Source organism: Nonomuraea sp. NPDC048826, from assembly GCF_043198225.1.
In the GTDB taxonomy this organism is placed as follows: Bacteria; Actinomycetota; Actinomycetes; order Streptosporangiales; family Streptosporangiaceae; genus Nonomuraea.
The window spans coordinates 1-20,330 of record NZ_JBICUQ010000015.1; the positions used below are offsets into that span (position 1 = coordinate 1).

At 71.5% G+C, this 20,330-nt stretch carries 20 protein-coding genes and 1 riboswitch; of the genes, 9 read left to right on the top strand and 11 right to left on the bottom strand.

The window, feature by feature from the left end:
• Positions 1 to 62 precede the first annotated feature (62 nt).
• Positions 63 to 887, top strand: a complete 825-nt coding sequence (locus ACGFI7_RS39655) for a hypothetical protein (protein WP_393414274.1) — start codon at positions 63 to 65, stop codon at positions 885 to 887.
• Positions 888 to 930: 43 nt separating this feature from the next.
• A complete protein-coding gene (locus tag ACGFI7_RS39660; protein ID WP_393414277.1) occupies positions 931 to 1,134 on the top strand; it encodes a hypothetical protein in 204 nt (67 codons plus the stop codon).
• Positions 1,135 to 1,143: 9 nt separating this feature from the next.
• On the opposite strand, the gene ACGFI7_RS39665 is transcribed toward ACGFI7_RS39660, so the two are convergent.
• The 7 genes from ACGFI7_RS39665 to ACGFI7_RS39695 form a co-directional block, all read right to left on the bottom strand.
• A complete protein-coding gene (locus ACGFI7_RS39665; protein WP_393414280.1) occupies positions 1,144 to 2,520 on the bottom strand; it encodes an L-serine ammonia-lyase in 1,377 nt (458 codons plus the stop codon).
• A 58-nt stretch (positions 2,521 to 2,578) separates the two neighbouring features.
• Positions 2,579 to 2,968: a glycine cleavage system protein GcvH gene (gcvH, locus tag ACGFI7_RS39670; protein ID WP_393414283.1), complete on the bottom strand. Its 390-nt coding sequence runs from the start codon at positions 2,966 to 2,968 to the stop codon at positions 2,579 to 2,581.
• On the bottom strand, positions 2,965 to 4,050 hold the full coding sequence (gcvT, locus tag ACGFI7_RS39675; protein ID WP_393414286.1) for a glycine cleavage system aminomethyltransferase GcvT: 1,086 nt from the start codon (positions 4,048 to 4,050) through the stop codon (positions 2,965 to 2,967). Before gcvT ends, gcvH begins: the two co-directional genes overlap by 4 nt.
• Positions 4,051 to 4,182: 132 nt before the next feature.
• Positions 4,183 to 4,280: riboswitch (glycine riboswitch) on the bottom strand.
• Between the two features lie 17 nt (positions 4,281 to 4,297).
• Positions 4,298 to 5,023, bottom strand: a complete 726-nt coding sequence (locus ACGFI7_RS39680) for a gamma-glutamyl-gamma-aminobutyrate hydrolase family protein (RefSeq protein ID WP_393414289.1) — start codon at positions 5,021 to 5,023, stop codon at positions 4,298 to 4,300.
• Entirely contained in the window at positions 5,020 to 5,784 is a 765-nt protein-coding gene (locus ACGFI7_RS39685; protein ID WP_393414292.1) for a 3-oxoacyl-ACP reductase, read from the bottom strand. The genes ACGFI7_RS39680 and ACGFI7_RS39685 overlap by 4 nt, the downstream gene beginning before the upstream one ends.
• Before the next feature lie 4 nt (positions 5,785 to 5,788).
• Positions 5,789 to 7,129: an aldehyde dehydrogenase family protein gene (locus ACGFI7_RS39690; protein WP_393414295.1), complete on the bottom strand. Its 1,341-nt coding sequence runs from the start codon at positions 7,127 to 7,129 to the stop codon at positions 5,789 to 5,791.
• 5 nt (positions 7,130 to 7,134) lie between these two features.
• Positions 7,135 to 8,505, bottom strand: coding sequence for a glutamine synthetase family protein (locus tag ACGFI7_RS39695; RefSeq protein WP_393414298.1), 1,371 nt, complete (start codon positions 8,503 to 8,505; stop codon positions 7,135 to 7,137).
• A gap of 122 nt (positions 8,506 to 8,627) precedes the next feature.
• On the opposite strand from ACGFI7_RS39695, the gene ACGFI7_RS39700 reads away from it, so the two are divergent.
• From ACGFI7_RS39700 to ACGFI7_RS39720, 5 genes are all read left to right on the top strand, one after another.
• A complete protein-coding gene (locus tag ACGFI7_RS39700) occupies positions 8,628 to 9,332 on the top strand; it encodes a FadR/GntR family transcriptional regulator (RefSeq protein ID WP_393414301.1) in 705 nt (234 codons plus the stop codon).
• Positions 9,333 to 9,415: 83 nt separating this feature from the next.
• Positions 9,416 to 10,252, top strand: a complete 837-nt coding sequence (locus ACGFI7_RS39705; RefSeq protein ID WP_393414304.1) for a metalloregulator ArsR/SmtB family transcription factor — start codon at positions 9,416 to 9,418, stop codon at positions 10,250 to 10,252.
• The gene (locus ACGFI7_RS39710) at positions 10,249 to 10,848 is read left to right on the top strand and encodes a dihydrofolate reductase family protein (protein WP_393414306.1); all 600 of its coding nucleotides are present in this window, start codon (positions 10,249 to 10,251) and stop codon (positions 10,846 to 10,848) included. Before ACGFI7_RS39705 ends, ACGFI7_RS39710 begins: the two co-directional genes overlap by 4 nt.
• A gap of 63 nt (positions 10,849 to 10,911) precedes the next feature.
• Entirely contained in the window at positions 10,912 to 11,670 is a 759-nt protein-coding gene (locus tag ACGFI7_RS39715) for a hypothetical protein (protein ID WP_393414309.1), read from the top strand.
• A 3-nt stretch (positions 11,671 to 11,673) separates the two neighbouring features.
• Positions 11,674 to 12,303, top strand: a complete 630-nt coding sequence (locus ACGFI7_RS39720) for a hypothetical protein (RefSeq protein WP_393414312.1) — start codon at positions 11,674 to 11,676, stop codon at positions 12,301 to 12,303.
• On the opposite strand, the gene ACGFI7_RS39725 is transcribed toward ACGFI7_RS39720, so the two are convergent.
• From ACGFI7_RS39725 to ACGFI7_RS39740, 4 genes are all read right to left on the bottom strand, one after another.
• Entirely contained in the window at positions 12,300 to 12,425 is a 126-nt protein-coding gene (locus ACGFI7_RS39725) for a hypothetical protein (protein ID WP_393414315.1), read from the bottom strand. The genes ACGFI7_RS39720 and ACGFI7_RS39725 overlap by 4 nt on opposite strands.
• A complete protein-coding gene (locus ACGFI7_RS39730) occupies positions 12,422 to 13,918 on the bottom strand; it encodes a nickel/cobalt transporter (RefSeq protein WP_393414318.1) in 1,497 nt (498 codons plus the stop codon). Before ACGFI7_RS39730 ends, ACGFI7_RS39725 begins: the two co-directional genes overlap by 4 nt.
• Complete coding sequence (locus ACGFI7_RS39735) at positions 13,915 to 15,108, bottom strand: tetratricopeptide repeat protein (RefSeq protein WP_393414321.1); 1,194 nt, start codon at positions 15,106 to 15,108, stop codon at positions 13,915 to 13,917. The genes ACGFI7_RS39730 and ACGFI7_RS39735 overlap by 4 nt, the downstream gene beginning before the upstream one ends.
• A 132-nt stretch (positions 15,109 to 15,240) precedes the next feature.
• On the bottom strand, positions 15,241 to 16,617 hold the full coding sequence (locus ACGFI7_RS39740) for a DUF4331 domain-containing protein (RefSeq protein ID WP_393414324.1): 1,377 nt from the start codon (positions 16,615 to 16,617) through the stop codon (positions 15,241 to 15,243).
• A gap of 195 nt (positions 16,618 to 16,812) precedes the next feature.
• On the opposite strand from ACGFI7_RS39740, the gene ACGFI7_RS39745 reads away from it, so the two are divergent.
• Entirely contained in the window at positions 16,813 to 18,543 is a 1,731-nt protein-coding gene (locus ACGFI7_RS39745; protein ID WP_393414327.1) for an ABC transporter ATP-binding protein, read from the top strand.
• A gap of 73 nt (positions 18,544 to 18,616) precedes the next feature.
• Entirely contained in the window at positions 18,617 to 20,266 is a 1,650-nt protein-coding gene (hutU, locus tag ACGFI7_RS39750; RefSeq protein WP_393414330.1) for a urocanate hydratase, read from the top strand.
• Positions 20,267 to 20,330: the final 64 nt, after the last annotated feature.

The following is a 20,330-nucleotide window of genomic DNA, read 5'->3' on the forward strand; positions in this document are numbered from 1 at the left end:
ATCCTTTTGGCCGGGCATTGGGATAATCTGGGGGACGTGACGCGGTAACTGTGGACTTAGTGGTGACGATGTTCTCGAAACGTAAACGGCAGGCCGTGCGCCGATGGGTGGAGAAGCTGCTGCTGAATCTGCCGGCCTCCCTGGGCATCGCCCTGGCGACTCCGCTGTTAGGGGTCCTGGTGAGTGTCACGACAGGGCCGCAGCGCCACTATCTCGTCGCGGCTCTCTGCGTCAGCGCCGGCCTGGTCGGCGCCTCGGCGTGGTTACGGCAGTCGCAGACGGCCGAATATCGCGACGCCGCCCAGCGGATGGCCAGGACGTTGTCCGGCGGCGGCCTGCCCGTGCTGTTGGACCTCGGCCGGGTCTGCGGGACGGAGCCTTCGCGGGCCAACGGAGAAGTGAAGTCGCTGATAGACAACATCCTGACCACGGCCCGGCAGATGTGCGGTTATGTCAAAAAGCGCGACGAGGTGCACGCCGCGTATTACGAGGTCGTCAGGGACAAGGAAATGCTGAGGCTGCGGGCCGACACCAGGCAGGCGACGGGGTTGCAGTCGCCACGCATGGAAATAGGACACGAAGGCGCGCAGGATCAGGAACTGGTCCAATTTGTGCTTAATCCCTATAACACGCCCATGCAAGTCCGGCGCGTGGACGACCACCAGCGGAGCGAATCGTTCCTGAGCGTCCTGTACATCGGCAACTGCCCGTACCGGAGCAGCGTCGCCGCCACCGTGGGGCTCGGCTCGAACGGCGAGGCCAAGCGCTGGGGCGTCATCGTTCTCACCTCACCGGAGAAATTCGCGTTCGCGAAGGCCGACGGCGAGTCGCTCCGGCTGATGGCGGGCGTGCTCGCCGCGGGGCTGGCGCACGCACACGAATTGTGAGACTGTCATAGCAGCAGGTAACCAAGCCTGGGAGGGGTCACCGATGCCCACCGATCACGAGAAGGCAGACGACCCGACGGTAGTGAAGGATCCCCTGGTCGAGCGTGCCGAACGGCTCATCGACGGCGATCTTCCCCCCGACGAGTATTTCCAGGACGTCGAACGGCGGGCCGAGGACCTCGCCGACTCCGAAGCCAGACGCAGCCGTCCCAGAAGCTTCCTCTCCCTGCTGGTCGGCCGTCTCTAGGGCCGCCCGTCAGCACTCGATGACGTTCACCGCGAGGCCGCCGCGCGAGGTCTCCTTGTACTTGTCGAGCATGTCCCTGCCGGTGTCGCGCATGGTCTTGATGGCCTTGTCGAGCGACACGTGGTGGCGGCCGTCGCCGCGCAGGGCGATGCGGGCGGCGGTGATGGCCTTGATGGAGGCGACCGCGTTCCGCTCGATGCACGGGATCTGGACCAGGCCGCCGATCGGGTCGCAGGTCAGGCCGAGGTTGTGCTCGATGCCGATCTCCGCCGCGTTCTCCACCTGCTCGGGGGTGCCGCCGAGGACCTCGGTGAGCCCGGCCGAGGCCATCGAGCAGGCCGAGCCGACCTCGCCCTGGCAGCCGACCTCGGCGCCGGAGATCGAGGCGTTCTCCTTGAACAGCACGCCGATCGCCGCCGCCGTCAGCAGGAAGCGGATCACGCCGTCGTCGTCGGCGTTCGGGGTGAAACGGGAGTAGTAGGTCAGCACGGCCGGGATGATGCCCGCCGCGCCGTTGGTGGGGGCGGTGACGATGCGGCCGCCGGCGGCGTTCTCCTCGTTGACCGCCAGGGCGAACAGCGACACCCAGTCCATCGCCTGCAGCGGGTCCTTCTCGGTGGACTCGGCCTGCAGGCGGCGGTGCAGCTGGTTGGCGCGGCGCTTGACCTTGAGCCCGCCGGGCAGCACGCCCTCCTTGGCGATGCCCCGCCGCACGCACTCCGTCATGACGGCCCAGATCTCCAGGAGCCGGGCGCGGATCTCGTCCTCGCCGCGGCCGAACGCCTTCTCGTTCTCCAGCATCAGCGCGGAGATCGACAGGCCGGTGGCCGAGCAGTGCTTGAGCAGCTCCTCGCCGGTGGTGAACGGGTGCGGCAGGACGGTGTCGTCGGGCTTGATGCGGTCGGCGCCGGTGGCGGTCTCGTCCACCACGAAGCCGCCGCCGACGGAGAAGTAGACCTTCTCGCGCAGGCTCTCGCCCGCCTCGTCGTAGGCGGTGAAGCGCATGCCGTTGGGGTGCTCGGGCAGCGAGATCTTACGCTCGAATACCAGGTCCTCGCCGACCCTGAACGGGATGTCGCGCTCGCCGAACAGCCGGACCGTGCCCGACTCGCGCATGGCGGCCAGCCGCTCGTCGATGGTGTCGACGTCCACCAGCTCGGGCTTCTCGCCCGACAGGCCCAGCAGGACCGCCTTGTCGCTGCCGTGGCCCTTGCCGGTCAGGCCGAGCGAGCCGTACAGGATGACCTCGACGCGCGCCGTACGGCCGAGCAGCCCGTCCTGGTGCAGGCCGCGCGCGAACTTGTGCGCGGCGGCCATCGGGCCGCCGGTGTGGGAGCTGGACGGGCCGATCCCGATCTTGAAGAGGTCGAAGACGCTGATCGCCATTGAAGAACGCCTTTCACGAGCGGGGGCCGGGGCCCGGGAGCGGGCCCCGGCGGGTGGGTCAGGACTCGCCGGAGGTGAGGGCGGCGTACTCCTCGGCCGACAGGAGGTCCTCAGGGTCGCCGTCGGCGCGCACCTTGAACATCCAGCCATCGCCGTACGGGTCGCTGTTGGCCAGCGAGGGGTCGTCCACGAGGGTCTGGTTGATCTCCACCACCTCGCCGCCGACAGGGGTGTAGATCTCACTCACCGACTTGGTGGACTCCACCTCGCCGACGGAGTCACCGGCCTCGATGGTCGAGCCGACCTCCGGGAGCTGCACGTACACGACGTCACCGAGGGCCTCGGCGGCGAACGCCGTGATGCCGACCGTGGCGATCAGGCCGTCCTCCAGGCCGGAGATCCACTCGTGCTCCTTGGTGTAGCTCAGCTCGTCAGGGATGTTGCTCACTTGTTCCTCCTGTAGAAAGGCAGCTCGACCACGTCCACGGGTTCTTGCCTGCCCCTGATGTCCACGGCCAGACCTTCGCCGACGCCGGTGTCGACGTAGGCCAGTGCGATGGGCTTGCCCAGCGTCTGCGAGGGCGCGCCGCTGGTGACCTCGCCGACGACGGCGCCGTCCTTGGTGACGGGGTAGCCGTGGCGGGGCACCCGGCGGCCACGCGCGACCAGCCCGACCAGGCGGCGCCGTGGCGGGACGTCCTTGACCGCCTCCAGCGCCGACCTGCCCACGAAGTCGCCCGGCTTGTCGAATTTCACCACCCTGCCCAGTCCGGCGTCGAACGGGGTGAGCTCCGTGCTGAGCTCGTTGCCGTACAGCGGCATACCCGCCTCCAGGCGGAGCGTGTCGCGGCTCGACAGCCCGGCCGGCTTCAGCCCGTACGGCTCCCCGGCGGCGGTCAGCGCGTGCCAGAGCGGCACGGCGTCGTCGTCGGCCACGAACAGCTCGAAGCCGTCCTCGCCGGTGTAGCCGGTGCGGGCGATGAGCGCCTCGCGCCCGTCGACGCGGCCGGGCAGGCCGGTGTAGTACTTGAGCCCGCCGAGGTCGGCGTCGGTGAGGGTGGCCAGGATCTCCTCGGACCGCGGGCCCTGGACGGCGATCAGGGCGTACCGGCCGGAGCGGTCCTCGACCTGCGTGTCGTACGCCTTGGCACGGGTGACCAGCTCGTCCGCGACCTTGTCCGCGTTGGACGCGTTGGCCACGACCATGAACTCCTCGTCGCCGAGCCGGTAGACGATGAGGTCGTCCAGCACCCCGCCGCGCTCGTCGACGATCATCGTGTAGCGTGCCCGGCCGACGGCCAGCGCCGACAGGTGGCCCACCAGGGCGTAGTCGAGGGCCTGGGCCGCCTGGGAGCCGGTCAGGAAGATCTCTCCCATGTGCGAGAGATCGAACAGCCCGGCCGCCTGGCGGACCGCGTTGTGCTCCGCGGACTCGCTGCCGTAGCGCAGCGGCATGAGCCAGCCGGCGAAGTCGGTCAGGGTGGCGCCGAGGGACTCGTGCACGTCTCTCAGCGGTGTCGGTCGGGACATGTCTCGCACCTCAGGACAGGATCGGATGCCGGGATCCTCCCCCTCTGTCGTCGGTGCCTGAGAGCTTCACCCGGCTTTTTTCCGGACTTTCACCTTCGGCGAGGTCGCGCGGACCTGCTTTCCAGAGGACACCTCGGCCGTACGGTCCTTTGCCTTGAGAGGTTCGCGGGGAGGGCTTGCTCCTTCAGGGGCCCCGACCGGCTGTCAGGGCACTCTCCCGCACGGCTTGAACGGTGATGCGACAAGCCTAGTGGCCTTGGCCGGGAATTGTCGCGTCCGCGGATCTCGCGGCGGCGACCAGGGCTTCGAAGAGCGCGCAGTCGTGGGCCGCCTCCGGGTGCCACTGGACGGCGACGGCGAACGGGTGGGCGTCGAGCTCCACCGCCTCGATCGTGCCGTCGGCGGCCGTGGCCGTCACCGTCAGGCCCGTGCCGAGGCGGTCGATCGCCTGGTGGTGGTAGTGCGGCACGGTGACGGGGTCGGGCCCGAGGATCTTGGCGACCTTGCTGCCGAGGGCCGGCTGGACGGGGAGCGGGCCGAACTCGCCCGGCGCGGGGGAGTGGCCGGTGTGGCCGACGACGTCGGGGAGGTGCTGGTGGAGGGTGCCGCCGAGGGCCACGTTGAGGACCTGCAGGCCCCGGCAGACGCCCAGGAAGGGGGTGCGGGCCTGCAGGGCCGCCGTCATCACGGCGAACTCCGCAGAGTCCCGAAATTTCCGGATGTAGTCGGTTCGGGGGTGAGGGGAGTCCCCGTACCGGCCCGGGTCGATGTCGCCGCCACCCGCCAGGATCAGCCCGTCGAGCCGCGGCACCAGCGCCGCCGGGTCGCCCGCCGGCGGGATCAGCACCGGCTGCCCGCCCGCCCGCGTCACCTGCTCCACGTACATGTACGGCAGCAGCGCCACGGGCAGGTCCCACACCGTGAACCGCGCGGGCTCGACGTAGGTGCTGATGCCGATGACGGGCCGGCTCAAAGCGGCGTCACGTACGCGCCCGAGATGCCGCCGTCGACCAGGAACTGCGACGCCGTGATGAAGGAGGCGTCGTCGCTGGCGAGGAAGGCGACCGCGGCCGCGATCTCGGTGGCCTCGGCGAAGCGGCCGAGCGGCACGTGCACCAGCCGCCGCTGCGCCCGCTCGGGGTCCTTGGCGAACAGCTCCTGGAGCAGCGGCGTGTTCACCGGCCCCGGGCAGAGCGCGTTGACCCGGATGCCCTCCCGGGCGAACTGCACGCCGAGCTCGCGCGACATGGCCAGCACCCCGCCCTTGGACGCGGTGTAGGAGATCTGCGAGGTCGCCGACCCCATGACGGCCACGAACGAGGCGGTGTTGATGATCGAGCCCTTGCCCTGGCGGCGCATGTACGGGATGGCGTGCTTGCAGCACAGGTAGACGCTGGTCAGGTTGACCTCCTGCACCCGGCGCCAGGCGTCCATGCCGGTCTCCAGGATGGAGTCGTCGTCCGGCGGCGAGATGCCCGCGTTGTTGAACGCGACGTCCACGCTCCCGTAGGTGTCGAACGCGGTCTCGTACATCCGGACCACGTCGTCCTCGCTGGTGACGTCCGCCTTGACGAACAGGCCGCCGACCGCGGTGGCGGCCTTGGCGCCCGCCTCCTCGTCGACGTCCACGCACACGACCTTGGCGCCCTCCTCGGCGAACCGATGGGCGGTGGCCAGGCCGATGCCGCTGCCCGCCCCGGTGATGACGGCCACGCGGTCCAGCAAACGCTGCATGTCGCTACTCCGTTGAGATGAAGACGTTCTTGGTCTCGGTGAACGCGGCGAGCGCGTCGGGGCCCAGCTCGCGGCCGAGCCCGGACTCCTTGAACCCGCCGAACGGGGTCCAGTAGCGGACCGAGGAGTTGGAGTTCACCGAGAGCGCACCGGACTCGACCGCGCGCGCCACCCGCAGCGCCCGGCCGATGTCGCGGGTCCAGATGGAGCCGGACAGGCCGTAACGGGTGTCGTTGGCGATGCGCACCGCGTCGGCCTCGCCGGCGAACGGCACCACGGACACGACCGGCCCGAAGATCTCCTCGGTGAACGCCCGGTCGGTGACCTTCGAGGTCAGCACCGTCGGCGGGAACCAGAAGCCGCGGCCCTGGGGGCACGAGCCCTGCAGGTAGGGGTCCTCGACGAAGCCGCTGACCCGCTCCAGGTGCTCGGCGCTGATCAGCGGGCCCATCTCGGTGGCGGGGTCGAGCGGGTCGCCGACGCGCAGGCCGCGTACGGCCTCCGACAGCCGCTCCAGGAACTCGTCGTACACGCTCTCCTGCACCAGCACGCGCGAGCGGGCGCAGCAGTCCTGCCCGCTGTTGTCGAAGACCGCGTACGGGGCAGCCGCCGCCGCCTTGGCCACGTCGGCGTCGGCGAAGACGATGTTGGCCGACTTGCCGCCGAGCTCCAGGGTGAGCCGCTTGACGTGCGCGGCGGCCTTGGCCGCGATCTCCTTGCCCACCTCGGTCGAGCCGGTGAACACGATCTTGGCGACGCCGGGGTGCTCGACCAGGCGGGCGCCCGCGACCTCCCCTGCCCCAGGCAGGACCTGGAGCACCCCCTCGGGGAGGCCCGCCGCCAGGGCCAGCTCGGCCAGCCGCAGCGCGGTCAGCGGGGTCCACTCGGCGGGCTTGACGATGACCGTGTTGCCCGCCGCGAGCGCCGGCGCGACGCCCCACGACATGATCAGCATCGGGAAGTTCCACGGCACGATGACGCCCACCACGCCGAGCGGCTCCTGGAACGTCACGTCGACGCCGCCGGGCACCGGGATCTGCTTGCCGTGGTTGCGCTCGGGCGCGCCCGCGTAGAAGTGGAACACGTCGCGGACGGCGCCGGCCTCCCACCGGGCGTTGCCGATCGGGTGACCGGCGTTGGCGACCTCCAGCGCGGCCAGCTCCTCGGCGTGCGCGTCGACCAGGTCGGCGAACGCGCGCAGCAGCCGCGCCCGGTCGCCCGGGGCCACCTCGCGCCACTCCCGGTAGGCCTTCGCGGCCCTGGCCACGGCCTCGTCGACCGCCGCGGCCCCGGCCATCTCGACCTCGGCCACGACCTGCTCGGTCGCCGGATTGATGATCTTCATGCTCGTCACAGCCGCTCGAATCCCCTGAACATCTCCCAGTCGGTCACCGCCGCGTCGAAGGCCTCCAGCTCCACCCGGGCGTTGTTGGCGTAGTGGGCCACCACGTCGTCGCCGAACTCCTCCCTGGCCAGCTTGGAACCCTCGAACAGGGCCAGCGCGTCGCGCAGCGTGTGCGGGACGGTCGTGGCGCCGGAGGCGTAGGCGTTGCCCTCGAACGCCTCCTCCAGCTCCAGCTCCGCGTCGATGCCGTGCAGCCCGGCCGCGACCAGCGCGGCCACGGCGAGGTACGGGTTCACGTCGCCGCCCGGCACCCGGTTCTCCACCCGGAGCGAGGGGCCGTGGCCGACCAGGCGCAGCGCGCAGGTGCGGTTGTCGAAGCCCCACTTGACGGCCGTGGGCGCGAAGCTGCCGGGCACGAACCGCTTGTAGGAGTTGATGTTGGGCGCGTACAGGAGAGTGAATTCGCGCAGGCAGGCGAGCTGACCGGCGATGAACCGGCGGCCCAGCTCCGACAGCCCGTGCGGTCCGTCGCCCGCCATGACCAGGTCGCCGTCCGTGCCGCGCAGCGAGATGTGGACGTGGCAGGAGTTGCCCTCACGGTGGTTCGGCTTGGCCATGAAGGTGATCGACCTGCCCTCCTGGGCGGCGATCTCCTTGGCGCCGTTCTTGTAGATGGCGTGGTTGTCGCAGGTGACCAGCGCCTCGGCGTAGCGGAAGGCGATCTCGTGCTGGCCCAGGTTGCACTCGCCCTTGGCGGACTCCACGTACAGGCCCGCGCCCTCCATGTCGCGCCGGATGCGGCGCAGCAGCGGCTCGACCCGGGCGGTGCCGAGGAGTGAGTAGTCGACGTTGTAGAGGTTGGCGGGGGTCAGGTCGCGGTAGGCGCGCTGCCATGCCTGCTCGTACGAGTCCTCGTAGACGATGAACTCCAGCTCGGTGCCGACGTACGCGCGCAGGCCGCGCTCCTCCAGCCGGGCGAGCTGGCGGCGCAGGATCTGGCGCGGCGAGGCGGTCACGTCGCCGCCGTCCTCCCAGGCGAGGTCGGCCATGAGCATGGCCGTGCCCTCCTGCCAGGGCACGCGCCTGAGCGTCGACAGGTCAGGGCGCATCACGAAGTCCCCGTACCCACGATCCCAGGACGACATCGCGTAACCGCTGACCGTGTTCATGTCCACGTCCACGGCGAGCAGGTAGTTGCACCCCTCGGAGCCGTGGTGCAGCACCTCGTCGAGGAAGTAGCGTGCGGACAGGCGCTTGCCCTGGAGACGGCCCTGCATGTCGGCGATGGCGAGCAGGACCGTGTCGATCAGGCCGGCCGCGACCTCCTGCCGTAGCTCGTCGACAGTGAGGAAGCCATGGCTGGACCGCTCGCTCACGTGCTGGCTCCGATCTGGCAGGAGGCGGTTTCTCGTTGATTGGGCTAGTCTTAGACCATTGATGTGTATGGCGGGATCGCTTGTCAAGACCTGAGGACACGTTGGACGAGTCGACGCGTTTGATGACGGTGCTACGGCCGGTGCGGGCCGGAAACGCCTTCGAGGAGACGGTCGAGCGACTCCTGCAGGCGATCAAGCTCGGCGTGGTGGCGCCGGGTGACAAGCTGCCGCCCGAGCGCGAGCTGGCCGTGCAGCTCGGCATCAGCCGGGTGACGCTGCGCGAGGCCATCCGCGCCCTGCAGGACGCCGGCTTCCTCGACGTGCGGCGCGGCCGTTACGGCGGCGCGTTCGTCACCTACGTGCCGCCCCGGCCCGGCCCCGCCCACCTGCGCAGGGTGGTCGCCGACATGGGCACCGACGACCTGGCCGACGCACTCACCTTCCGCATGGCGGTCGAGTGCGGCGCCGCCCAGGTGCTGGCCGGCATGGAGCTGACCGACGGGCAGCGTGACACGCTCCGGCGCCGGCTGGCCGACCTCGACGAGGCGTCGCTGGCGGACTACCGCCGCCTCGACACCGCCTTCCATCTGTCGATCGCCGAGCTGACCGGCTCCGGCCTGCTCGCGGCCGCCTGCGCCGACGCCCGCCTGCGGGTCAGCGACCTGCTCAACGCCATCCCCATGCTCCAGGTCAACCTCGACCACGCCGCCGCGCAGCACCGCGCGATCGTGGCCGCCATCCTCGCCGGCGACCCCGAGGCGGCCCGCCGCACGATGTGCGAACACCTGGAGGGCACCGCCGCGCTCCTGCGGGGCTTCCTTTCCTGACGGATTCCCGGTCACCCCAGTCGCCCTCTCGCTTCCTAATTATTCGTTGACACGAATATTCGTCGTGGTGAATAGTAGCCGCCATGGACGCACTTCTCGCCGCTCTGGCCGACCCGGCCCGCTGGCGGCTCGTGAGCCTGCTGGCCGAGCGGCCCCGCTCGGTCGGCGTCCTCGTTCAGCTCGCCGGGGCACGCCAGCCGCAGACGACCAAGCATCTGCAGACCCTGGAGCGCGCCGGCGTCGTCACCTCCCGGCGAACCGGCCAGCGCCGCGTCTACGCGCTGCGGCCCACGGCTCTGCGTGACCTGGCCGCCGTGCTCGGCCGGCTCGCCGACCAGGCCGACGCCGCCCGCGAAACCTTCGACCGCTACGGGCTCGGCGTCCAGGCGGAGCGGCTCGCCGCGAAGGAGCCGGGCTGGGCCGACGGCCGCTCGTTCAGGTTCCACCGGTCGCTGGCGGGGCGTCCGGAGGACGTCTGGCGCCACCTCACCGACGCCTCCCTGCTGGCCCGGTGGTGGACGCCCGACGACCTGCGCCTCTCCAAGCTCGTCTTCGAGGCGCGACCGGGTGGGCGGATCATCCACGAGTACCGCGACGCCGAGGACGCCGACGGCTCCGACCTGGTGGCCGGGCGCGCGGAGGGAGTCGTCGACGAGGTACATGCCGGTGAACGGCTCACCTATCGCCTCTCCCCGCTGCTTCCCGGCGGCGGTCCCGCCTTCACCTCTCACCTCGACCTGGGCCTGCGGCCCACCGAGACCGGCACGGACCTCGACGTCGTGTTCCGGATCACCGACAGCACCATCGACTCCGCGGACTTCATCGCGGGCATCGAGGTCGGCTTCGGCCAGAGCCTCGACAAGCTCGTGGCGACCTTCGCCGTGGAGGCGCAAGAAACTGAGACAAGGAGCACCGAATGACCAGCTCGACCACCCGCCGGGTGACCGCCAACCTGAGCCTCACCCTTGACGGCCGTTACCACGGTCCCGGCGGCCCCGCCGATTTCGCGGCCATCGGCCCGTACGTGACCACGGACGTCGCCCGCGACCACCTGACCGGCATCTGGGAGGGTGCGACGACGGCGGTGCTCGGCCGGGTCAACGCCGAAGGATTCCTCGGCTACTGGCCGCCGGTCGCCGAGGACGAGAACGCCGACCCCCGTGATCGCGGCTACGCGAAGTGGCTGGTGGACGTGGAGAAGGTGGTCTTCTCGACCACGCTGACCCAGGCTCCGTGGGAACGCGCCCGCGTGGTGAACGCCCCCGCCGCGGACGTCGTCGCCGAGCTCAAGGCCACCGGTTCTGGCGACATCCTCGTCAACAGCAGCGTGAGCATCATCAAGCCGCTCCTCGCGGCGGATCTGATCGACCGGCTGCGCCTCATGATCGTCCCCGAGATCGCCGGAGGCGGCGGCCGGCTGTTCGACGACGGCCTGCCGGCTTCGAAGTGGACGCTCACCCGGCAGGAGGCCGGCAAGCTGGGCGAGATGGCCCTGGTCTACGACCGGGCCCGCTGAGCGGGAAACAGGGTCTGACGCCGCGAGTACCACGATCGTGCTCGTAGAGTTCTGTACACGGTCATGGATAAGTGGTTTCAGGCGAACATCATCACGACGGGGCGGCTGCCGCTGTTCTGTTTCTTCGTCGCGCTGATCGTGGCGTTCATCGCCACCCGTATCAACGTGCGGCTGATCAGGGCGAAGATCGGCTGGTTCCGCAACGTCAGCGTGGGGGAGATGCACATCCACCACGTGGTGTTCGGCGTGGTGCTCATGCTGATGGGCGGGGTGGCGGGGCTGATCGTGTCCGGGGCGTCACAGGTGGGGTATGCCGTGGCGGCCTCGGTGTTCGGGATCGGGGCCGCCCTGGTGCTCGACGAGTTCGCGCTGATCCTCCACCTGCACGACGTCTACTGGGAAGAGGAAGGGCGCACCTCGGTCGACGCGGTGTTCATCGCCGTGGCGGTGACCGGGCTGCTGCTCATCGGGCTGCGGCCGCTCACCTGGGACTTCGGCACGCCGCTGGTCAACCCCGCCGTGCTGATCGTGGGCAACCTGATGCTCGCGGTGGTCACGCTGCTCAAGGGGAAGATCTGGACGGGCATGGCGGGGCTGTTCCTGCCCGTCCTGCTGCTGGTGGGCGCGGTGCGGCTGGCCAGGCCGGGGTCGCCGTGGGCGCACTGGTTCTTCGTCGGCCGCTCGCCGCGCAAGATGGCCAAGGCCATCCACCGGGAGGAGCGCTGGCGGCGGCCGGTGATCCGGGCCAAGATCGCGTTCCAGGAGTTCTTGTCAGGGCGCCACGACCTGCCCTCGTCCCGCCGCCTGCGCCGCCATACTTGATCCATGGGGCTTGCGTTCCAGCGGCGGGTGCTGGCCGCCGTGCTGCCCGTGTGCGAGCGGTACGGGATGGCGCTGGCGGGCGCGGCGGCCCTGCGCGCGCACGGGATCGGGTGCCCGCCGGGAGACGGGCTGGAGTTCGCCGGTGGGCCGCCCGCGGTCGTGGACGAGCTGGCTGTGGCCCTGTGGGAGGCCGGGCTGGAGGTGTCCGTGGAGGGCGGGCGGCTGATCGCGGTGGACCCCGCGGAAGGGCTGCGCTGCCCGGTCGAGGCCGGGGACGGCGCGCCGCTCGAACCGCCCGTCCGGCGTGACGGGCTTCCGGTGGTGACGCTCGACGACGCGGTCGGCCTGCGGGTACGCGACCTGCACGAGCGCGGGCTGGCCCGCGACGTCGCCGACCTCGCGGCTGTGGCGCAGCTCTACTCGTTCCGCGAACTCGAACGGCTCGGCGGGCGGCTGCTGCCGGGGTTCTCGCTGCAGGAGCTGGGCATGCGGCTCGGGTTCGCGGGCGGTGTCGGCGGCGAGGACGGGCCGGCCCGAAGGTTCGCCGCCGCCTGGCTGGAAGACCTGGCGCTGCGGCGGGCCGAGGACGGCGACGCCGACTACGACCATCCGGACCTGCCGGTCCTCGACTAGAGGCCGGTACGGGTCACGCTGGTACGGGTCACGCTGGTACGGGTCACGCCGGTACGGGTCACGCCGGTACGGGTCACGCCGGTACGGGTCACGCCGGTACGGGTCACGCCGGTACGGGTCACAAGGTGACCGCGGAGCGCAGGGCGAGGCCGGCGCCGAGGAGGACCACCATCACGGCCGTGCCCAGCGGCGCCGCGCTCGACAGGCGGGCGGCCAGCCGGCGTCCGGCCGACGCCCGCGCCTCCAGCCGGTCGACCAGCTTGACCAGCAGCAGGCCGGTGACGGTCAGCGTGGCGGCCATGCCGATCCCGTACGCGGTCACCAGCGCGACCCCGAACCAGGTCCGGCCGAGCGCGATCGCGCCGAGCAGCACCACCAGCGCCGACGGGCTGGGCACCAACCCTCCGGCCACCCCCAGCCCTACCAGGCCACCCCTCCGATGCCCATGCCCATGCCCGTGGCCGTGCCCGTGGCCGTGCCCATGTCCGTGGCCGTGTTCAGGGGTGGTCCGGGCTTTGCGGGCCGTGTGGAGGAGGCGGAGGCCGATGGCGGCGATCAGTGCGCCGCTGGCGACTCCCAGCCAGGCCAGCACGGACTCCCCGGCGAGGGTCGTGAAGACGCTCAGCGCGAGGCCCACCACGAGAACCCCGACGGTGTGGGTGGCCGTCACCGTGGCTCCCACCACGAACGCGTCCCTCGGTCTGCCACGGCGTCCCGCCAGGTAGGCGGCCATGATCGTCTTGCCGTGCCCCGGGATCAGCGCGTGCCCGGCGCCCAGCACCACCGCCAGGCCCAGCGCCAGCAGGCCGAGCGGCACGGTGAGCGAGTCGGCGCCGACGAGGCCGGTGAACGTCCGGTCCAGCGCGTCGAGCGCCGCGCCGATGGGGCCGCCGACGGGCGGGCCCGGGTCCGCGGAGCCGCGAGCGTCGCCGCCGCCCACGCCGCCGAGCCGGGAGACGGTGAAGGAGGCCGTGCGCTGGTCGAGCGGTGAGGCCAGCAGGTCGTCTGGGTAGCTACGCAGCTCGTCGCTCACGCTGACCTCGGGCACGGTGGGATCGAGCAGCCGCACCCCGTCGCCGGCCGCGGTGATCTCACGCCAGCCGATCCGGTCCTGTTCGAAGCCGTCGGTGAACGTCACCGCGCCGGACGCCGCGGTCTCGGCCACCAGGTCGCAGGTCAGCCTGCTGGTCGAGAGGCCGCCCTGGCCCGGGGCGTAGGCGTGCCCGGCCCGTACCACCTGCCACGGGACGGGCGCGTCGCCGACCGTCAGCCGTTGCGCGGCGGCGAGCGCGGCGCAGCGCCGGGAGGCGTAGCCGGCGTCCACGTCCGGCCGGGCCTGGAGCGTGGGGAGCTCGGCCAGGTCCACCACCGCCAGGTTCGTCACCCTGCCCGCGGCCACGGTGAGCCCGTTGTAGTGGTTGACGGTGAAGTTGCCCAGCGGGTGTGCGGCTGCCTGGGCGGGAGCGGCCGCGAACAGCCCCATCAGCAGCCCGAGCGCCAGCGTCGCGAACCAGCGCCAGCGGGCGGCGGGCCGTGGGGTGCGGCGGGTCTCGCGAGGGAGGCGGGCGTCCGGCCCGGGGGACGCGGGGGTCTCGTCATGGGGGCGGGGGGTCATGAGAACCGTGCCAGGGAGGCGAGGGACGGGTCGAAGCGGCGGTCGGCGGGGGTGTCGCGGCCGAGTGCCCGTTCGATCTCGGCCCGGTGGTAGCGGAGCACCGGATGCTGCCAGCCGGTGGCGGTGGCCCGCTTGGCGTACCGCAGGGCCTCGCGGGGTTCGCCGGCCTTGAACAGCGCCCAGCCGAGCGCGTCGGCGGCGATCAGGCCGGGGTTGCGGGCGTACTCGGCGCGGGCGAGCCGGACCGCCTCGTCCGGGTCGCCGTGGTCGGCCTCGAACTCGGCCCAGGTCAGGTCGTCGCGGACGCCGGTCTTGGCGAGCAGGTCGCGCTGGGCCTCCAGCAGGGTCCAGTCGGCGGGCAGGCCGGCCTTGAGCCGCACCTCACCCCGTTCGATCAGGTACTGGGGCAGCGGCAGCCGCCGGATCACGCGTTCGTACAGGTCGAGCGCCTCGTCCAGCCGGCCGCCGAGCGCGGCGGCCTTGGCCCGGCCGGCGAGGGCGGGCGTGTACTCGGGGTCGGCCTCCAGCGCGCGGCCGTACCACTGGTCGGCCGCCGCGGTGTCGTGGTCGTGCAGGGCCAGTTCGCCGAGCTGGTGGCGGGCGTAGGCGAGGTCGGCGGGGGTGTGCGCGTCGTCGTGGGCGTACCCGAGGTAGCGGCGCGCGCCGGCGCGGTCGCCGCGCAGTTCGGCCGCGTACGAGGCGCGGGCGAAGGACGCGACGCCGGGGCGCAGGTCCAGCATCCGCTCGACGGCCTCCCTCGCCCCGCTCAGGTCGCCGAGCTGGACGCGGGCGTCGGCCAGCACCCCGTACGCGGCCGCGCTGTAGGCGTTGGCGTCGAGCGCCCGTTCGGCCAGCCGTTCGGCCTCGGCGAACTCGTGGCGGCCGGCGGCGAGCGTGGCCTGGCCGGTCAGGACCGCGTCGTCGGCGGGGGCGAGCCGGGCCGCGGTGGCGAGCGCGCCTTCCGCCTTGGCGTAGTACGCCGGGTCGCCGGTGATCCTGGCCTGGTCGACGTACTGGACGCCGAGCTGCGCCCAGCCGCGGTGGTCGTCCGGCAGTCGCTTGAGCCTTTCCTGGAGGGTTTCCTGCCGGGCCGCGGGCGCCTGCTGGACGGCGGGCGCGGCGAAGCCGAAGGCGGTGAACAGCAGCGCGCCGGCCACGACGAGACCGGCGAACAGGAGGAATGAACGCATCGAGGGCTCCGGGGTGTTCGAGAAAGGCCGGCCGGCCGCCGACGGGGAGAGCGGCCGGCCGGCCCGGGGGCGGCGGGGGACGGTACCGGCCCCCGCCGGGTGGGAGGCCCGGCCGGAAGGCCGGGCACGGGGTCAGCGCTGGTTCACGGACACGTTGCTGGGGAGCGGGATGTACGGGAACGTGTCGCCGAACTTCTTGTCGTTCATGTCCACCTTGTCGGTCAGACCGGGGACGAGCTTGCCGGACTGAGCGGCGCCCGCGACGGCCTGCAGCTCGATGTCCACCACGTCGTCGGAGAGCCGGCGGCCGTTCGGGAAGCCCTGCAGGTCACCGGCGAGCACGCCGAGCCTGTTGGGGTCCTTGGTCGGCGGGATCGACATGTTGAGCCGCAGCATCTCGGCCGGGCGCGGCTTGCCCGCGTCCTTGTTGAGCGACTGCGCGTTCAGGTCGGCCGCGATGGGCCCGTTGTTCTTGGCGATCCCGGTCAGGAAGATCTGGACCAGGTCGTTGCGCGGGGTGGCTGGCGCCTTGATGCCGTAGATGGCTTCGAGCAGCCTGGCCACCTCGGGGTCGGTGACCCGCTTGACCAGGGCGGCCACGTCGGCGTCCTTCTCCGGCGGCAGCGCGTTGAAGGCGTCCTTCAGACCGGCGGGGGCCACGAGTTCGTTGACCAGCGGGTTGCCCAGCCGGGAGACCTGGACGAACTTGTCCCCGTTGTTCTTGTCGGTGGTGGACCAGATGCCGACGACCGGGTTGCGCTTGGGGTCGCCCTTGATCGCCAGGTCTTCCTTGGGCACCTGGAGGCCGAGGGTGTTGACGTTGTAGCCCTTGAGCGTGTCCTGGCCGACCTCCGACAGGTCGGCGCCGTACAGCAGGTCGAAGACGTGCAGGTCGAGGAAGAACGCCTCGTCCGACTGACCGGCGAAGGTCTTGCCGCCGCCCCGGAGGCTGGTGATCGCCTGCGAGCGCAGGGTGCCGTAGTCGGGCATGGAGGCGGGGCCGACGTTGCTCGGCGCGACGATGCCGTTGGAGACGAGCGTGCGGCTGCCGTTCCCGGTGATCCGCTTGAGCGTGTAGCGCTGGCGGAAGAGCAGGTTCTGGTCGTCGAGCGAGGTCACCGGCCCGTTGTTGTACAGGAACGTGGTGTTTCCGCGCTTGTCCTCGTTGCGGAACGTCCACTGGTAGGTGATGTCGGGCTTGGCGTCGCCGTCGTTGTCGATCTTGATGTTGTAGCGGGACCGGGTGTCGAACGGGTAGAAGTTCGGCCCGCCCTGCGGCTCCTGGAACGGGATCCAGTTCGACAGCAGGGTCACGGTGTCCGGCTTGTCAGGGCTGACGAACGCGTACACGTCGGTGTTGTCGTTGAGCGGGTCGGCGATGATCGCGGGCGCCTCGCGATGGGAGGAAGCCGCGCCGGAGTCCGTACGGAGCATGGCGAGCGAGGAGGCCGTCAGGGCAGCCGCGACGCCGAGTCCGATGAGGGCGCGCCGGTTGATCCGGTGCTCCATGGTCGTTCCTTTCGGAAGGTGCTGAACGGGACGAGGTTCCGGCCGGGTTCCTCGACGCCCTATTCGCCCGAGGGGCGCGGGCGGATGTCGTGGTCATCCTCAAGGAGGAGTCGTCAACCGAAGTTGACATACCTAGGTCGTCAATTTAGGTTGACTGGTGCGGATCGCGCGCGGCCGATCGTTGGGAGAGGTCGAATGGGCTCCTGGGAGGGAGATTCGGTGATCAAGGATCTGTTCGCCTACTTGCGTCCACATCGGTGGATCCTGCTGGTGGGCGGGGTGCTGGGCCTGATCGGCTCGGTGGCGGGCCTCGCCATGCCGTTGCTGGCCAAATACGTGGTGGACGCGTTCGGTGAGGCCCGGTCGATGGCCGGGCCGCTCATCGGCCTCACCGTCGCCGTCCTGGTCGGCGCGGTGGTGTCGGCCGTCGGCTCCTATCTGATGGAGCGCACGGGAGAGAGCGTCGTGATGGGGGCGCGCCGCCGCCTGGTCGACCGCATCCTGCGGCTCCGGGTGGCCGACGTCGACCGGCTCAAGCCCGGCGATCTGCTCTCCCGCGTCACCGGCGACACGACGCTGCTGCGCGCGGTGCTCACCAACGGCGTCGTCAACGCCGTCAGCTCGGTGTTCATGCTGATCGGCGCCATCGTCATGATGGCCGCCATGGACGGCGCGCTCCTGCTGGTCACCCTGCTCGTGGTGGTCGTGGTCGGCGGGCTGACCGGCACGGTGATGCCGCGCATCATGCGGGCCCAGAAGGACGCCCAGGAAGCCGTCGGCGAGATGGGCGCGGTGCTCGACCGGGCGCTGCAGGCCTACCGCACGGTCAAGGCCAGCGGCGCCGAGGAGCGCGAGATCACCGTCGTCGCCGACGCGGCGGCGCGGGCCCGCGACCGCGGTTTGCAGGTGGCCGGGTGGACCTCCCTGGCCGGGGTGTCGACCTGGATGGCCGTGCAGATCGCCTTCCTGGGCGTGCTCGGCGTCGGCGGGGCCAGGGTCGCCTCCGGTGCGCTGGAGGTCTCCTCGCTGATCGCCTTCCTGCTCTACCTGTTCTACCTCGTGGCGCCGATCGGGCAGCTCGTCGAGGGCGCGGTCCAGCTCCAGCAGGGCCTGGCCGCGATGAGACGCATCAAGGAGGTCGAGGACCTGCCCGGCGAGCCCGTCGCCGAGCCTGCCGTCACCGGCGGCCGCCCGCTCGGCGTCCGCTTCGACGACGTGACCTTCCGGTACGGCGACGACCGGCCCGTCGTGCACGACGGGGTCAGCTTCGAGGTGCCGCCCGGCGGTCTCACCGCGCTCGTCGGCCCGTCGGGAGCGGGCAAGTCCACCGTCTTCGCCCTGCTCGAACGCTTCTACGAGCACCAGGGCGGGGCCATCTCGCTCGGCGGCAGGGACATCCGCGACTGGCCGCTCGGCGAGCTGCGAGCCGCGCTCGGCTACGTCGAGCAGGACGCGCCCGTGCTGGCCGGCACGCTCAAGGAGAACCTCCTGTTCGCCGCCCCCGACGCCACCGACGACGAGCTGCTCCGCGCGGTCGCCCGCACCCGCCTCGACGACCTGGTGTCCAGGCTGCCCGACGGCCTCGACACCCTCGTCGGCCACCGGGGCGTGCTGCTGTCCGGCGGCGAGCGGCAGCGCGTCGCCATCGCCAGGGCGCTGCTGCGCAAGCCCCGGCTGCTCCTGCTCGACGAGGCCACCTCCCAGCTCGACGCGGTCAACGAGCTGCGGCTGCGCGAGGTCATCGCCGAGGTCGCCGCCGAGACGACCGTGCTGGTCATCGCCCACCGGCTGTCCACGGTGACCAACGCCGACCGCATCGTCGTCATGGAGAGCGGCGGCGTGCGGGCCGTCGGCACCCACCACGAGCTGGTGGGCGCCGACGAGCTCTACCGGGAGCTGGCGGCCACCCAGTTCCTGGTGAGCTAGGCGTTCTGGGGCACGATCTCCCGTTGTACCCTTCGAGTGACGTTGCTGAATACGTTCATTCAGGAGGGGTCGCATGAGCCGCACCGTGCGGGCGCCGCGGGGCGCCACGCTCACCGCCAAGGGGTGGCCGCAGGAGGCCGCGCTCCGCATGCTCCGCAACAACCTCGACCCGGAGGTGGCCGAGCACCCCGAGCAGCTCGTCGTCTACGGCGGCTCGGGGCGCGCGGCCCGCGACTGGGCCTCCTACGACGCGCTGGTCAGGACCCTCACCTCCCTGGAGGGTGACGAGACCCTGCTGGTGCAGTCGGGACGGCCGGTCGGCGTCTTCCGCACCCACGAGTGGGCGCCCCGGGTGCTGATCGCCAACTCCAACCTGGTGCCCGACTGGGCCTCCTGGGAGGAGTTCCGGCGGCTGGAGGCCGCCGGGCTCACCATGTACGGGCAGATGACCGCGGGCTCCTGGATCTACATCGGCACCCAGGGCATCCTCCAGGGCACGTACGAGACGTTCGCGGCGGTGGCGGCCAAGCGGTTCGGCGGCACGCTGGCCGGCACCGTCACCCTCACCGCCGGGCTCGGCGGCATGGGCGGCGCGCAGCCGCTCGCCGTCACCATGAACGGCGGCGTGGCTATCTGCCTCGACTGCGACCCCCGCTCCGTCGCCCGCCGCATCGAGCACCGCTACCTCGACGTGCGGGCCGAGTCGCCGGAGGAGGCGCTGCGGCTGGCGTACGAGGCGCGCGACGCGCGGCGTCCGCTGTCGATCGGCGTGGTGGCCAACGCGGCCGAGGCCGTGCCCGCGCTGCTCGCCGCCGGGGCCGAGATCGACATCGTCACCGACCAGACCTCCGCCCACGACCCGCTGATGTACCTGCCGCTGGGCGTGGCCTTCGACGACATGGCCGCCGAGCGCGACAAGGACCCCGCGGGCTTCACCGAGCGCGCCCGCCGGTCCATGGCCACGCACGTCGAGGCCATGGTCGGCTTCCAGGACGCCGGGGCCGAGGTGTTCGACTACGGCAACTCCATCAGGGGTGAGGCCAAGCTGGCCGGATACGCGCGGGCCTTCGACTTCCCCGGGTTCGTGCCCGCGTACATCAGGCCGTTGTTCTGCGAGGGGAAGGGGCCGTTCCGGTGGGCGGCGCTCAGCGGCGACCCCGCCGACATCGAGGCCACCGACCGGGCGATCCTGGAGCTGTTCCCCGACAACGAGCCGCTGGCCCGCTGGATCCGTCAGGCGGGGGAGAAGGTCCACTTCCAGGGGCTGCCCGCGCGCATCTGCTGGCTGGGCTACGGCGAGCGCGACGTGGCGGGCGGCCGGTTCAACGACATGGTCGCCTCCGGCGAACTGCGGGCGCCGGTCGTGATCGGCCGCGACCACCTCGACAGCGGCTCCGTCGCGTCCCCCTACCGCGAGACCGAGGCGATGGCCGACGGCTCCGACGCGATCGCCGACTGGCCGCTGCTCAACGCCCTGCTCAACACGGCGTCCGGCGCCTCCTGGGTGTCCATCCACCACGGCGGCGGCGTCGGCATCGGCCGCTCCATCCACGCCGGCCAGGTGACGGTGGCCGACGGCACGCCCCTGGCCGCCGAGAAGCTCGACCGGGTGCTCACCAACGACCCCGGCACCGGCGTCATGCGGCACGTCGACGCGGGCTACGACGAGGCGGCCGCGGTGGCCGAGGCGCGTGGCGTGCGCGTCCCGATGCGCGAATCCTGACCGGTGGCGCCGCCGCACAAGAGACGGATGTGACCGGTGAGGGATGAGAACGCCGTGTTCACGG